Annotated in this window: 13 protein-coding genes; all 13 read right to left on the reverse strand. The window is 70.6% G+C overall.

All coding sequences use genetic code 11. The features are described 5' to 3' along the window. Window positions 1-197: 197 nt before the first annotated feature. The 13 genes from ITJ68_RS17495 to der all read right to left on the reverse strand — a co-directional run bounded on the left by ITJ68_RS17495 (window position 198) and on the right by der (window position 13,869). Window positions 198-536, reverse strand: coding sequence for a hypothetical protein (locus tag ITJ68_RS17495; RefSeq protein ID WP_194663201.1), 339 nt, complete (start codon window positions 534-536; stop codon window positions 198-200). 122 nt (window positions 537-658) lie between these two features. Further along, window positions 659-1,072, reverse strand: a complete 414-nt coding sequence (locus ITJ68_RS17500; protein ID WP_194663203.1) for a hypothetical protein — start codon at window positions 1,070-1,072, stop codon at window positions 659-661. Window positions 1,073-1,310: 238 nt separating this feature from the next. After that, complete coding sequence (locus ITJ68_RS17505) at window positions 1,311-1,772, reverse strand: hypothetical protein (RefSeq protein ID WP_194663205.1); 462 nt, start codon at window positions 1,770-1,772, stop codon at window positions 1,311-1,313. A gap of 74 nt (window positions 1,773-1,846) precedes the next feature. Continuing rightward, window positions 1,847-3,370, reverse strand: coding sequence for a hypothetical protein (locus ITJ68_RS17510; protein ID WP_194663207.1), 1,524 nt, complete (start codon window positions 3,368-3,370; stop codon window positions 1,847-1,849). Then, window positions 3,363-4,247, reverse strand: a complete 885-nt coding sequence (locus ITJ68_RS17515) for a hypothetical protein (RefSeq protein ID WP_194663209.1) — start codon at window positions 4,245-4,247, stop codon at window positions 3,363-3,365. Before ITJ68_RS17515 ends, ITJ68_RS17510 begins: the two co-directional genes overlap by 8 nt. Beyond that, window positions 4,244-4,795, reverse strand: a complete 552-nt coding sequence (locus ITJ68_RS17520; RefSeq protein ID WP_194663211.1) for a hypothetical protein — start codon at window positions 4,793-4,795, stop codon at window positions 4,244-4,246. Before ITJ68_RS17520 ends, ITJ68_RS17515 begins: the two co-directional genes overlap by 4 nt. Window positions 4,796-4,860: 65 nt before the next feature. Continuing rightward, the gene (locus ITJ68_RS17525; RefSeq protein ID WP_071270879.1) at window positions 4,861-5,157 is read right to left on the reverse strand and encodes a WXG100 family type VII secretion target; all 297 of its coding nucleotides are present in this window, start codon (window positions 5,155-5,157) and stop codon (window positions 4,861-4,863) included. Between the two features lie 50 nt (window positions 5,158-5,207). After that, on the reverse strand, window positions 5,208-9,704 hold the full coding sequence (locus ITJ68_RS17530) for an FtsK/SpoIIIE domain-containing protein (protein ID WP_194663213.1): 4,497 nt from the start codon (window positions 9,702-9,704) through the stop codon (window positions 5,208-5,210). A gap of 152 nt (window positions 9,705-9,856) precedes the next feature. After that, window positions 9,857-10,732, reverse strand: coding sequence for an oxidoreductase (locus ITJ68_RS17535; protein WP_194663215.1), 876 nt, complete (start codon window positions 10,730-10,732; stop codon window positions 9,857-9,859). 45 nt (window positions 10,733-10,777) lie between these two features. Next, window positions 10,778-11,104 carry a hypothetical protein gene (locus ITJ68_RS17540; RefSeq protein ID WP_194663217.1) on the reverse strand — a complete coding sequence of 109 codons (327 nt, stop codon included), beginning with the start codon at window positions 11,102-11,104 and terminating at the stop codon, window positions 10,778-10,780. A gap of 9 nt (window positions 11,105-11,113) precedes the next feature. Beyond that, entirely contained in the window at window positions 11,114-11,629 is a 516-nt protein-coding gene (locus ITJ68_RS17545) for a hypothetical protein (RefSeq protein WP_268096853.1), read from the reverse strand. After that, a complete protein-coding gene (locus tag ITJ68_RS17550) occupies window positions 11,626-12,195 on the reverse strand; it encodes a hypothetical protein (protein ID WP_194663282.1) in 570 nt (189 codons plus the stop codon). The genes ITJ68_RS17545 and ITJ68_RS17550 overlap by 4 nt, the downstream gene beginning before the upstream one ends. 147 nt (window positions 12,196-12,342) lie before the next feature. Beyond that, window positions 12,343-13,869: a ribosome biogenesis GTPase Der gene (gene der / locus ITJ68_RS17555; RefSeq protein WP_194663219.1), complete on the reverse strand. Its 1,527-nt coding sequence runs from the start codon at window positions 13,867-13,869 to the stop codon at window positions 12,343-12,345. Window positions 13,870-13,880: the final 11 nt, after the last annotated feature.

A 13,880-nucleotide genomic window follows, 5' to 3' on the forward strand; every position in this document is an offset into this window, starting at 1 on the left:
GCACGCCGGTCGGGGCCCGCCCGAGCCTGGTCGCCCATCCGACCGTCGCACTCGCGACTCCAGGTGCGGCCTGGACGCGATCACGAGCATCCAGGACGCTCGGACCCAATGGCTCGTCCGTGCCTGCCGACGTCCGCGTCCGCGTCCGGGTCCGGGTCCGGGTCCGGGTCCGGGTCCCGCTGACGATGCGGGCTTCGTCAGCCCTGGGCCGGCCAATCCCCGAATTCATCCTGGAGAACCGACGAAGGGACTGAGAACCGAGAAGTCAGGTTCCCCGCACGACGAACACCGGACAGACCAGAGTCTTCGGCGATCTGAACGAGGTTGATGTCCTGATCATCGCCGTCAAGGGCTATCGCGACTCCAGTTTCGATCTTCTCCTCGTTCACAGACCAGCCGATTCGAAGCATCCGTTCGAACAGGGCCTTCTTGTCGACTTCGGAGAAAGCGTCACCTGGGCTGAAGGAAATGGTGACTCCCCAGGTGGACGTGAAGCCAGACCGGTAGTTCCGCATCTCGACCTCGGCAGCTGCCACCCCCTGGACCGACTCCACAGCTGCAGTCGCTTGTTGCACCGTCCGTCCGCCCTCAGTACCCGAACACCCCGTCAGGCTCACCATGAGGACTGCAGCAGCGACTCCACACCGGATGGATGTCTTCAACCTCGCACCAGCCCGCGTTCCAGCGACAGGACCGCGTCAGCGGATTCGTCGTCAAGTCGAGCGGTTCCACGCGTGGCACTGAGGAAGGCCCGGGGTCGCGGGCCCGGCCACGCTCCGAGTTCCTGCTCGAGCGAGGGGCGACTCACCACGACCACGCTCTTGAAACTCTCCGGCGCCGGTCGGTACTGGACGTCAGGCCACGACGAGTCGAGCAGACCTCCCACGACGACCTGCGGCGACGTGTGGAGACGGACGCTCACTCCCTCGTCGGCGTGGACGTCGTTGATCGACCAGCCAAGAGACAAGAGGTACTCGACGAGGTCCCGCTGTTCGTCCGGTGACGTGCTGTCCGTCGTCGCTTCGAACCAGATGCGTCGGTGCGTGTTGAAACCCGAGAGCGTCTGGTTCACCTTCACTGACGCGTTGGTCACGCATCCGCAGGAAGCCAGCTGCTGACGAGCCTGTGCGAGGGATTGCCCCCCGACACCGGCAGAAGCGGACGCGGATGGCGTCGGAGGTCCTGCCGGTGGCGATTCGGAGCAGCCGGCGACGAGAGCCACGTTGAGGAGGCAGGCGGCGGCCACCACTGCGCGTGCCGTGGAGATCGAGCGGTGCCGCGCCCTCGGTGCTGGTGCCATCACCAGTCCGTCACCTGCCGAGGTCGCTCGCAGACGGTACTGGGCCCGGCCAGTCCCCGAAGCGCGCGCGCACAGCTGCCTCGGGGAGCAGAACCAGCTGCTTGAGCCGGTCAGTCGACGTCGAGTACGCCGCATCGCTCCAGCCGTTCTGCTTCGCGATGTCGCCCATGACCGGCTGCGGCGACACCTGGAGCCGTACGTACACACCGGTGTCGGGCTCGTCCTGGTTCACCGACCAGCCGAGCTGCGCCAGGTGGTCGATGAGCGCGGGCAGATCGGCTGACGTGTCCGCCGTGGCCTTGACGAGCACCTGGTGGTGCTTGTTGAGCCCGGAGACCGTCTCGTCGACTTCGATCGACGTCGCGCTGAGACCCGCGATCGACTTGAGCTGCGTTCGTGCCTCCGCGATGGACTGGCCGCCGCCGCGCGCGCTGGAACTCGACGGCTTGTCCGTGCTGGCTGGATCGTCCACGGTGCTGCACCCTCCGATGGCTCCCACCACGACGAAGGCTGCAGCGATCAGCGCGAGACGTCGACGTGAGGGGCTCAATTGGTTCTCCGGACTTGGTAATCGGTGACGGTCGTCTGGTTCCCGGGTCCCCCGAGGAACTGTGCGATCGAACCATCCTTGTTCACCGCGGGGTTCTGGCCTGCCATCACCGCGTACCGGTTCGCGTCGTGCGCGTCGGCGATCGTCGGCACCGAGCCTTCACCGATCTTCGTCGGTGCGGCTCCCCCGACAGTTGTCCAGGATGACGGGTTGTGCACTCCGTCCAACGCGGCGATCGGGTCCTTCGTCGACTCGAAGGCCGATACATGGGTCGACGATGGGATGTCCATGGCACCGATCGGCGAACCGGCCGTGACGACCTGCTGCACGTTGTAACCGTGTGGGTCCGCCGCAACGGCGCCCGCCGTGATCCCGCCGAGGCTGAACCCGGTGAGCATCACCGGCTCGTCGGTGATGCCAGCGCGGTCCATCGCGTCCAGCACGCCCTTCGACAGCGCGGTGTTGTTGCCGTATCGCATGGCCATGACGTCAGAGGTGAGGTCGTTCGGTGCTGCGCCCGCTGCCGGGTCCCAGCTCTGCGTACTCGGGATCTGCACGGTGTACCGCGTGATGCCGTCCTCGCCGACGGTCTTGAAGATCCGGATGTTGGCGAAGTCGTCCTGGCCCATGTTGTCGATCTGGCTGGAGCTCGCGAACAGGGAACTGACGTCCGTCGGGATGATGTTGCCGTCGGCATCGGTCTTCAACGACTGTCCGGTCTGGGCGATGCTCGCGGCCAGCGCCGTGTCTCGACGATCGGCCAGCTTCTCCGGGTCGATGGCCCGGTCGACGAACGACGGCGTGCCGTCATCGAAGAGCCCGAAGCGATGGCCATCGGCAATGAGGGTGCTGAGGAGGTTCTCGTAGGTGTCAGAACCCCGCAGGTCTCCGAGGGCGTTCTGTTCCACCTCCACGATCTTCGGGCTCAGCGCCGGCAGCGCTGCCATGAAGTTGTCGCCGAAGTTGTTGCCGGTGGCGGTGGCGAAGACGATGAGCCGCTGCGCGAGGGTTCCATCCGACTGCAGCGCGGTGGTGAGCGCCTGCTGCATCGACTGTCCGGCGATGCCCGCGATGTCGTTGACGAGACCCGTGTCGATGGCCTGCTTGACGATGGCCGTGACCGCGGTGACGGTGTAGACGACCGTCTGCACTCCGAGGACGACATCCGTGACGACCCGGGCCGTGACCGCCACGGCCTCTGCGACCTTGGCCTCGATCGCAGCAGCAGCGGCAGCGATGGCCGTCTCGGCCGCCTCGTAGACCTTCACGATCGACGCCGTGATGACCACGAGCGCCTCGGTCGTCACCATCGTCACGCCGAGCTGCGCCGATGCGCTGAGCACCGCGCCCTCGGCAGCGATGGCCGTGCCGGGCGACAGGATCGCCGACGCGAGCAGGTCACCGTCTGCCGAGAGCGCACCGACCTTCGGCACGAGCGGCAACGCGTAGGCATTGAGGTTGGTCAACCCCGTCACCATCCGGTCGATCTCCGCGAAGTCGACCTTGAGCCCGTCAACCATTGCTGCCCCCGATGACATCCCTGTCCCTGACGAGTCCAGCGACGAGGCTCAGCAACTCCGTGCGGATGTCCTCGTCGGTCTGCGCCGTCACGGTGACCGTGCCGGCGTCGGTGATGCGTTCGGGCGTGACCTCGCCGGTCCGCGCGGCGGCGTCGAGTCCGACGCTCATCCGCAGCCACCCGTGGCTGGTGCCGAACCAGTTGCGCGCGAACACGGGCCCACCGTCCAGCGTGAAGGCCTTCACGCGGAACCCCTGCCGCACCGGCTCGGCGAGCCCACGGAACAGCGGGACCGCGTCGGCCGGGACGTGGAGTTCCTTGACGACGGCGTCGAGCACCCGTGCGTCGCGACCCTTGATCGCGTCGACGATGGCCTGCGACGCGACGGTGCTGACCGTCGTGGTGCCATGGACACGGTCGGTGACCTCGGCCTCGGGCACCAGCGACGCGAGCGTCTGCCAGGCGAGGTCGAGGACCGTACCGCGGACCCGTGCGCGTCCGTCGCCGTGGTCGGCACCGGTCCACACGGTCAGGTGCGACGCAGCGGCGGCCTGGATGACCGTCGAGTGCGCGGTCGTCGACGTCGGGGTCCAGGCCGAGACCTGGATGACGATCGACCCGGCGTTCTGCAGCGCCAAGGAGAGCAGGAAGGGAGCGTCGAGGTCATCGGACCACGACTCGGCGTCGAGAGCAGGCGCAGATGCGAGCACGCCCCGAGCAACGAGCGCGTCGACCACGCCGACACCGACGACGGACGTGCGCTCGGGTACGAACGACGGCAGGACGAGCCCCGGCAGGTGGTCACGGACGGCGCGGAGTTCCTCGACCGACAGATGCCACTCGACGACGTCGGTCGTGGTGTCCGGTGCGGGCGTCATCCGATGCCGTTCCGGCTGGCCGCACTCCGGACGTCGATCCAGTCCTTCGACCCCGATGCAGGCGGTGCCGGGACCTGGGCGATGAAGGACTGCGCGCTGGAGACCTGCGAGCTCGAGACTTCGCGACCGCCGACCATGTGCACGGAGACCTGGATCTGGTCCGGGTTGCCCGACATCGCGGCACCGAGCACGTTCATGAAGCCGTTCACCGCGGTGCTCGCGACGTCCTTCACGGTGTTGACGACGTTCGCCACCAGGTTCGAGGCCTGGTTCCAGAGGTCTCGCGCGATGCGCTCGGCCTCGGCGATCTGCGCCTTCACGGCGTCGACGGCCTTGGCGTGGGCCTCGAGCGCCTCAGCGGCGTCGTCGAGCAGCTGGGCTTTCTTGCCGAGCTCAGCGCCGGACTCCCGCACGCGGGCGCGGACGCCCTCGACCGCCTTGGACGACGACGACAGCGCCTCGGCCTGCGCCACGAGCGCGGAGGCTCGTGAGCGCAGGCCGTCGGCGTCGTCGCGGAGTGCTCGGGCCTTCGCCCGCAGGTTGGACATCTCCCCGTACACAGTTCACCCCCTGTGGACCGCCGCCGGAGCGGCGGTCCTCCCCCCGATCAGTCCTATCGGCCGAGCTTCGACGCGAGCTGCTGGTCGACGTCGCCCAGCGTGGTCGCGGTGGTGCGGAGGAACTGGGCCAGGTCGTTCAGGCCACCGATGGTGTTCTGCGCACCGGAGGTGAAGCGCTGGTAGGCGTCGTTGTACGCACCGGACGAGCGGTCGGTCTGGAACCCCGCCTGCGTCAGCGACGCGATCTGCGCCTGCAGCTTCGACAGCGTCGCGTTGATCTCGTCACGCCCTGCGAGCAGCCGGTCGGCGTTGCCGTTGAGCTCCTGGTAGGACACGTTGATGTTCGGCATGGTGATTCCCCGTTCAGTTGGTGGTTCTGGTCGTCAGCCCCTCCGACGACTCACGACACGGTAGCACCACCGGTTCTCTCATCACCCATGCGATGCGAACCGCCCTGGGCGGGCAGCGCGACCTGCACGCGGGTGATCCGACCGGAGTCGACCATGAAGCCGCGGCCGAGCGGGAAGTCCGACCGCGTGCACCGCGGGAACGCCGTGCGGAAGAGCGTCAGACCGTCGGTCTCCTCGGGCTGGAGCGCGATGCCGGCGCGGGCGGTCTTCAGCTCACCGAAGAGCTGCCAGGCGCTCGGAGCCGTGACGGTGTCGGCTTCGGCGAGCACGAACACCCCGGCGCGACGAGCAGCCTTGATCAGCCGCGCGACCTGCGACTCGGCCGGCAGCCCCTCGAAGTCGCCGACGTTCTCGATCACGATGAACGGCTCCGGTCCGGTGCCCCCGCCTGACTCGAGCGCCGTGGCGAGGCGTCCGGCGAGCGCGTCCGCCGAGTCGGAGTCCGTGGCGAGCTCGGCCCAGGCGGCGGCGTCCCGGAGCGCGCTGCGCCGCCCGACGACCAGGTAGGCCGGTCGGTCGGGGAACGTCGCCGTGACGGACCCGATGAGGGTGCGCATGGTCGTGCTGCGGCCGGAACCGAACGGGCCGGTGACGACGAACAGGCCGTCGGTCGGGATGCCGACGGCGCCGAGGGTGTCGTCCGCCAGACCGATCGTCGGCCGGCCGCCGACGGACGAGCCGAGGGTCCCGACGTCGACCACGGCCGGCAACCGGCGGATCTCCGGGGTGCGCGGCACGTGACGCTCGACGAGCGACGCGGCGAGGGCCTCCACGGCCGCCGCCTGCACCACGAGGTCGGCACTGCCGGCGGGGACGGCGACCTGGAGTTCGTGCTCGTCCACGAGCCCGCGCCCGGGGACGGCGTCGTCCAGGACGTCGGCCGGCACGTCCGCGGCGTTGTACTCGATCTCGCTCGCGAGTCGGAGCACGATCCGTTCGCCGATGTTGGCCTGCAGGTTCGTCGGGAACGCCCCGACGCGATCCGCCGCCATCACGAGGTGGATGCCGAGCGAACGACCGGTCGACGCCAGGGACAGCACCTGGTCGAAGAGCTGCAGCGTGCCCGGACGGAACTCGTACTCGTTCCGGAAGGCCCCCATGCCGTCGATGAGCACCAGGATGCGCGGCTCGGCCGTTCCGGTGACTGCGCGGTACTCGGTCAGGGACGCCGTGCGGGCAGCCGCGAACCGGGTGGACCGGTCGGCGATCGTCGCTTCGAGGTCGGTGAGCAGCCGGGTGATGCGTTCGTCGTCCGGCCCGCTGATGACGGACCCGACGGTCGGCAGGGCCTCGAGCATGGACAGCCCGCCTCCGCCGAAGTCGAGTGCGTGGATCTGCACCGGGTGCCGGTCGGCCACGGCGGACGCGGCGACCGCCACGGCGCGGAGGGCAGTGGACTTCCCTGAACCACCCGCGCCGATGACGGCGACGTTGCCCGCGGCGTCGAGGTCGACCGCGTACGCCGACTGGCGCTGGTCCTCGGGGACGTCGAGCGTGCCGATGACGAGCGCCGCACCGGTGGAGGGTGCGAGCGTGCCGAGGTCGACGGTCTCGCCGAGCTGGTCGAGCCAGGGCTTGCGCGGGATCGACAGCGCGCGACGGTCAGCGGCTGCGGCGATGGTGCGCGCGAGCCGTTCGATGTCCTTCGCCCGGGTGGTGTCCCGCGGGGCACGGACGGCGCTCGGCCACATCGTGCCCGGGCCGAACGGGAAGTCCTGCACGTCGACGTCGGGTTCGTGCACGACGACGTCGTCGGACCGGCCACCGAGGTACGCGGTCTGGAAGTCCAGCACGCGCCCCGGGCCCGTCTTGGCCGCGGCACGACCGGGGGTGCCCGGGTCGAACCAGGCCGCGTCGGGGACGCCGAGCACGTCGGAGCTGTCGACCTCGTCCGCGACGCGGAGGGCGATGCGGAGGTTCGTGTTGGCGCGGAGCGAGTCCTTGATGACCCCGCTCGGGCGCTGGGTCGCCATCACCAGGTGCAGGCCGAGCGACCGGCCGCGCTGGGCGACGTCGATGACGCCGTCGATGAACTCCGGGATCTCGGACGCGAGCGCGGCGAACTCGTCGATCACGATGACGAGCGCGGGCGGCGCGGCCGGGTCCCCACGCTGTTCGAGCGTGACGAGGTCCTTCGCGCCGCGCTCGTTCAGCAGGTGTTCGCGGTAGCGCAGTTCGGCACGGAGGGAGGTGAGTGCACGCCGCACCAGGTGCGGGTTGAGGTCGGTGACGAGCCCCACCGTGTGCGGCAGCCCGACACACTCGGCGAACGCGGCACCGCCCTTGTAGTCCACGAGCAGGAAGGTCACGCGGTCAGGGGCGTACTCGGCCGCGATGCCCATGATCCAGGTCTGCAGGAACTCGCTCTTGCCGGACCCCGTGGTGCCACCGACGAGCGCGTGCGGTCCCTGCGCGCGGAGGTCGAGCGCGAGCGGCTCGCTCGGCCCCTGCCCGATGACGGCCCGGATGCCGCCGGCTTCACGCCCGGCGCCGCGGACCCAGTCGGCGGTGAGGCTGTCGTTCTTCGACCAGCGGCTGACGACGGCAGCGGGGTCGCCGGCGAGGTCGCCCTCGTACAGGTCGACGAAGGCCACGCTGTGCGGCAGGTCGGTCTCGTCGAGCACGCGGGCACCGGTGTCCTGCACCGGGGCGATGGCCCGGGCGACGGTGGCGGCTTCGAGCGGGTCGACGCGGTCGAGTTCGTCGAGATCGACGGCCTGGCCGGTGCGCACGAACCCGACGGTCGCGGTGCCGCTCTGCCGGTCCAGCGTGATGTAGGTACGACACACCACCGGGAGCGCCTGCTGCGTCGGCGCGAGCCAGAGCACGAAGACCCCGAAGTCGGCGCCTTCCTCGGCGAGCGCCACGAGCCGGGCGCGGTCGGCCGGGGCCTCGGCGGTGACGACGACGAGCACCGCCGGGGTGGCCGGGAGCCGGTCGACGGACTCGCCGTGCTCCTCGTCGAGGGCACGGGACTCGTCGAGCCGGGACCGCACGTGCTCACCACGGCCGGCGCCGGCGTCGCGCCGGGTCGCCACGAGGCCCTCGAGCTCGGCGAGGAGCGTGGACGCCCCCGCGAAGTCGCGCACGAGGCCACCGGAACGCAGCGGGCTGTACGGCGAGTCGACGTGGGGCAGCCACTTCAGCCAGCCCCACTGGTCGGTGGTGGTGCCACCGGCGAACGCGGTGACGACGAGGTCGGCCGGGCTGTGGAGCCCGACGAGCTGCACCACGAGCGACCGGGCGACGTCGTCCGCCGCCAGACCGGTGCCGGCCACGCCGATGGCGCCAGCACGTTCGAAGGTCTCGATGACGGGGACCGGGCCGACGGTGGCGTACTCGTCGGCGAGGTCCTCGGCACGGTTCCAGTCGTCGACGCTGCCCGAGTTCTTCGACGGCATCGTGATGGTGGCACGCGAGGGCAGCGTGCCGGCACCGAACCGGACCTCGAGGAAGGTCGTGTGCTCGGGCTTGCGCGTCCAGAGGAGTTCGGAGCGGGAGCGCATGGCGGCCGTCACGACCGCCGGCGACGGGGACTCGGCGACCCTGGCCTGGACCTCGCGCTCGCGCTCGGCGGCGAGGCGCGTGCGGGTGTCGGCGAGCGACTCCTCGAACCGCTGGCGTTCGTCCCGCTTGCGCCGCTTCACCTGGACGCGCTGGTCGATCCAGGTGCCGATCATGATGACCGGCGAGAGCGCGATGAAGATCAGCGTGTACGGCTGCTTCGTGACGAGGAAGAGCACGGCGCCGAGCACGATCGGCGCCAGGATCGCCAGGATCGGCAACCGGGGCTTCTCGCCGGGCACCGGGATCTCGGGCAGGGTGAACTGCTTGCCGCGGTGCGCGGGCTCCACGCGTGGGGACCGGGAGAAGGCATCGTGTGCGGGTGCCCCGACCGACCCGGGAGCCACGGGCACCCCGGGTGCCGCGAGCGGCACGATCCGCAGGCGGGACTCCCCCACCTGGATCGTCGTGCCGGGTTCGACGAAGGCGCGGGCGACGAGCCGGCCGTCCACCGCGACGCCGTTCGCGGAGTTGAGGTCGATCACCTCGATCGTGTCGCCGACCATCACCGACGCGTGTCGTCGGGAGACCTCGTGGTCGCCCGACAGGTAGACCTGCGCCATGGCGTCGCGACCGATCAGGTTCACGCCGTGCGTGAGCGTGTACTCGTGGCCGGCTTCCGGTCCGGAGAGCACCTGCACGATCGCCGCGGGGGCGTCCTCGACGTCGTCGCCCCGTCGGCGTTCCGTGGCGGGGACGATCTCGACCCGGCAGCCGGACCGCAAAGAGGACTCGTGCACGGTCGCTGACGGGTTGAGCAGGCGCGCCTGCGGCCGGTCCGGGAACTGCACGCGCAGCGTCAGAGGGACGTCACCCACCGGACTGCCCGTGGCGAGCCGGTTGGCCAGGCTGCCGATCGTCGCCGTCACGTCCGCCGTCACGACGACGTCCTGCTCGGTCCCCGCCGTGTCCGCGATGGTCATCTTGAGTTTCACACGTCACCCCCGTACCGACCATCGTAGAGGACCGCACCGACGGCCTGCGGACTTCTCCACAGGCCGGACGGGAGGCTCGTGGCGGCGCCGCCACGAGCCTCCCGTCCGCCGTCGGCGCGGGCAGACCCGCGTGGTGCCGCCTACGCGCCGGTGCCGATCGCGTCGAGTTCGGCGACCGCGTCGGCCGGCAGCGTGAAGCCGGCTGCCGCGACGTTGTCGCGGAGGTGGGCCACCGACGAGGTGCCGGGGATCAGGAGGATGTTCGGGGAGCGCTGGAGCAGCCACGCGAGCGCGACGGTCAGGCGGGGCACGTCCAAGCGGGCTGCGACCGCGTCGAGGGCCTCGGACTGCAGGGGCGAGAACCCGCCGAGCGGGAAGTACGGGACGTACGCGATGCCCTGCTCGGCGGTGAGGTCGACGAGGGCGTCGTCCTCGCGGCGGGCGAGGTTGTAGAGGTTCTGGACACAGACCACGGGGGCGATGCCCTGCGCTTCGGCGAGCTGTTCGGCGGTCACGGTCGAGACGCCGAGGTGGTTGATCAGGCCCTGCTGCTGGAGCTCCGCGAGTGCCTCGAACTGGGGGGCGATCGAGCCGGGCTGCGGCGCGTCGAAGCCACCCATGCGGAGGTTCACGACGTCGAGCCGCTCCACGCCGAGCCGCTCGAGGTTGCCGTGCACCTGCTCGACGAGCTCGTGCGGCTCGCGGGCGTTCGGCCAGCCGCCCTTCGCGTCGCGTCGGGCACCGACCTTCGTCACGATGCGGAGGTCCGCCGGGTACGGGTGGAGGGCCTCGCGGATGATCTCGTTCGTGACGTGCGGGCCGTAGTAGTCCGACGTGTCGATGTGCGTGATGCCGAGCTCGACCACCGTGCGGAGGACGCGGATCGCCTCGTCACGGTCGGCCGGTGGTCCGAAGACCCCCTTGCCGGCCAGCTGCATCGCGCCGTACCCGACGCGGGTGAGTTCGAGGTCGTCGGCGAGGCGGAAGGTGCCACCGGGGAGGGTCGTGTTCGTCATGGTGTCCACGATGCTCCGCCCACGCTGATCGTGGCAGGCCCGGTGTCAGGCGCGGTGTCCGACGACGCGGCGGACGGCGTCCTCGACTCGTCCACGGCGGACGTCGAGGTCGACGGGCTCCAGCAGTGCTCCGGCGGGCAGGGACGTCTCGGCGGCGACGATGCCCAGGACGTACGCCAGGAGCTCGGCGGGGTCGAACTCGTCCGGGTCGGCCGCTCCCCCACCGGACTCCGCCAGCAGCGCGATCGCGGCGACGACGTCCGGCTCGTCGAGGGTCGGGACCCGCGCGCCGCCGAACACCCGCGCGGTCAACTCGCCCGCGAACCGCGGGAGGTCGTCCGGGTCGAACCGCGCACCGCCGAGGATCACCATGGAGCGATCCTACGGAGCGGGTCGGCGGACGGGCTTCGGGAACGTGGAGCGCATGTGGTCGGAGGTGAGCACGTCACCGATCCCGACCATCAGGACCGAGAACAGGATCTGCTCGACGACCATCCAGAACGGGTAGAGGCCGGGGATCGCCGCGATGATGAGCGTCACGATCGGGAAGACGCGGCTGAACAGGCGGAGCCGCTGGTACGCCCAGTAGTAGCCGAGCTGCGCCCGCCAGGCGAAGACGTAGAGCGTCAGGGTGATGAGCAGCACGACGGTCGCACGGAACCACACGGCCCACGGCACCGTCTGGCCGAGGTGGGTGAGCACGACGGCGATCACGATCGCCGCCAGGCCCACGACGGTCTCCGCGACGAGCAGCCAGCGGATCCACCGGAACGAGCGCACGGTGTCCGGGTGCGCGAGCATGTCCTGCCGGATGACGTAGCCCGCCTGGCGTCCGCCGGCGAGACGGTCGAGCCGCAGCCGGCACCACACCCGGTCGGCGAGGGAAGGCAGCGTCACCCGACCATCGTGCCGTATGCGGGCAGCAGTTCCGCACCACCCATGATCGTGGTGGTGTTCCAGTCGAGGACGACGAGCGAGTGCACCGGGTCCGGCAGGATCTGCGGGATGCTGACCTCGATCACGGCGGTCGTCGCGCCGTGCGGGACGACGCCGACCTCGACCGGGTTGCCGTCCGGCACCCAGCGTGCGCCGCGCCGACCGGCGATGACGTCGCCGGCGGTCAGCTGCACGCGGATGTCGGCCGTGGTCAGGTCGGTGGCGAAGTCGGTGATCGTCACCCGGACGCTCCGCTCGCCGGACCGGACGACCTCGACCCGTCCGGTCGTACGGGCGCCGATCGGCACGATCTCGCCCTCGACGGGCAGGCCGGTGCGGTACCAGGGCTCGTCCACCGGGGGCAGCGTGGGTGCCGCCGACGGGGTGTCCCGCACGAGGGGCTCCGGGGTGGACCGGCCGGTCGGGACCGGGAGCGACAGCAGCACGGCGACGGCGACCACGCCGGCGAGGACGCTCACGCCACCCGCGATCCGTCCGGCGCGCGCGGAGCCCGACGGGGGTGACATGCACGGATCGTACGCCGGACGGGGGACGACGGCGAGGGCCCGCCGACGGTCCCGGGGACGAGCGGGTCCCGGGGACGAGCGGGTCCCGGGAACGACGACGGCCGCCGGGGGCGTCGCCCCGGCGGCCGTCTGTCGTGCTGGTTCGGATCAGGTGCGCTTCCGGCGCTCGCGGACACGCATGTTCACGGTGATCGGCGTGCCGGCGAAGCCCCAGACCTCGCGCAGACGCCGCGTGATGAACCGGCGGTACTGCGGGTCGAGGAACTGGGTCGTGAAGAGCACGAACGTCGGCGGCTGGCTGGCTGCCTGCGTGCCGAACAGGATCCGGGGCTGGCGGCCACCGCGCACCGGGTGCGGGTGCTCCTGCACGAGCTCGGCGATGAAGGCGTTGACCTTGCCGGTCGGGATGCGGGTGTCCCACGACTCGAGCGCGGTCTCGAGGGCCGGGACGAGGCGTTCGAGGTGCCGACCGGTGCGCGCCGAGATGTTCACGCGCGGGGCCCAGGCGACGTGCGCGAGGTCCTGCTCGATCTCGCGCTCGAGGTAGCGGCGGCGCTCGTCGTCGAGGAGGTCCCACTTGTTGTAGGCCAGGACGAGGGCACGACCGGACTCGAGGACCAGGTCGATGATGCGGAGGTCCTGCACGGAGACCGGCTCGGTGACGTCGAGGACGACGACGGCGACCTCGGCCTTCTCGAGCGCGGCGGTGGTGCGGAGCGAGGCGTAGAAGTCGGCGCCCTGCTGCAGGTGCACGCGCTTGCGGATGCCGGCGGTGTCGACGAAGCGCCAGACGCGGCCGCCGAGTTCGACCTGCTCGTCCACCGGGTCGCGGGTGGTGCCGGCGAGCTCGTTGACGACGACGCGCTCTTCACCGGCGGCCTTGTTGAGCAGTGAGCTCTTGCCGACGTTCGGTCGACCGAGGATCGCGACGCGACGCGGGCCGCCGAGCTCCTGCTTGGCGACGGCGGAGATCTCCGGCAGCGTCGAGATGATGAGGTCGAGGAGGTCCGCGACACTACGGCCGTGCAGCGCCGACACGGGATGCGGTTCGCCGAGCCCGAGGTTCCACAGCTCGAAGGCGTCGAGGTCGCGACGCTCGTCGTCGGACTTGTTCGCCACGACGATGACGGGCTTGTCCGTGCCGCGGAGCATCTTGACGACGTGCTCGTCGGTCGCGGTGATGCCGACCGTCACGTCGACCACGAACAGGACGGCGTCGGCGAGGTCGATGGCGACCTCGGCCTGGAGCGCCACCGAGGCGTTGATGCCCTTGGCGTCCGGCTCCCACCCGCCGGTGTCGACGAGGGTGAAGCGCCGGTCGTTCCACTCGGCCTTGTAGCTGACGCGGTCACGCGTGACCCCGGGGACGTCCTGCACGACGGCCTCTCGGCGACCGAGGATGCGGTTCACGAGCGCCGACTTGCCGACGTTCGGGCGGCCGACGATCGCCAGCACGGGCAGCGCCGGCAGGTACGCGATGCCGTCCGGGCCGAGCTGCGCGGTCTCGAGGAGCGCGACGTCTTCCTCGTCGAGGTCGTAGTCCTCGAGCCCGGCGCGGAGCGCGGTCGCCCGCTGCTCGGCCTCGGACTCGTCGAGGCTCGCGAGTCGGTCGCCCAGTGACTCGTCGTACTCCGGGAAGTCGTCGTGCTCTGGTCCGTTGTCCGGTTGCGCCATGGTGGGTTCCT

It is taken from the genome of Curtobacterium sp. VKM Ac-1395 (genome assembly GCF_015350975.1).
Classification (GTDB): Bacteria; Actinomycetota; Actinomycetes; order Actinomycetales; family Microbacteriaceae; genus Curtobacterium.

Bases quoted from the DNA above. Each gene is read 5' to 3' on its own strand.
- ITJ68_RS17535 (WP_194663215.1), bottom strand. From the start codon at position 10,732: ATGACGAACACGACCCTCCCCGGTGGCACCTTCCGCCTCGCCGACGAC.
- ITJ68_RS17525 (WP_071270879.1), bottom strand. From the start codon at position 5,157: ATGCCGAACATCAACGTGTCCTACCAGGAGCTCAACGGCAACGCCGAC.
- ITJ68_RS17515 (WP_194663209.1), bottom strand. From the start codon at position 4,247: ATGACGCCCGCACCGGACACCACGACCGACGTCGTCGAGTGGCATCTG.
- ITJ68_RS17550 (WP_194663282.1), bottom strand. From the start codon at position 12,195: ATGTCACCCCCGTCGGGCTCCGCGCGCGCCGGACGGATCGCGGGTGGC.
- ITJ68_RS17540 (WP_194663217.1), bottom strand. From the start codon at position 11,104: ATGGTGATCCTCGGCGGTGCGCGGTTCGACCCGGACGACCTCCCGCGG.
- der (WP_194663219.1), bottom strand. From the start codon at position 13,869: ATGGCGCAACCGGACAACGGACCAGAGCACGACGACTTCCCGGAGTAC.
- ITJ68_RS17520 (WP_194663211.1), bottom strand. From the start codon at position 4,795: ATGTCCAACCTGCGGGCGAAGGCCCGAGCACTCCGCGACGACGCCGAC.
- ITJ68_RS17510 (WP_194663207.1), bottom strand. From the start codon at position 3,370: ATGGTTGACGGGCTCAAGGTCGACTTCGCGGAGATCGACCGGATGGTG.
- ITJ68_RS17530 (WP_194663213.1), bottom strand. From the start codon at position 9,704: ATGACCATCGCGGACACGGCGGGGACCGAGCAGGACGTCGTCGTGACG.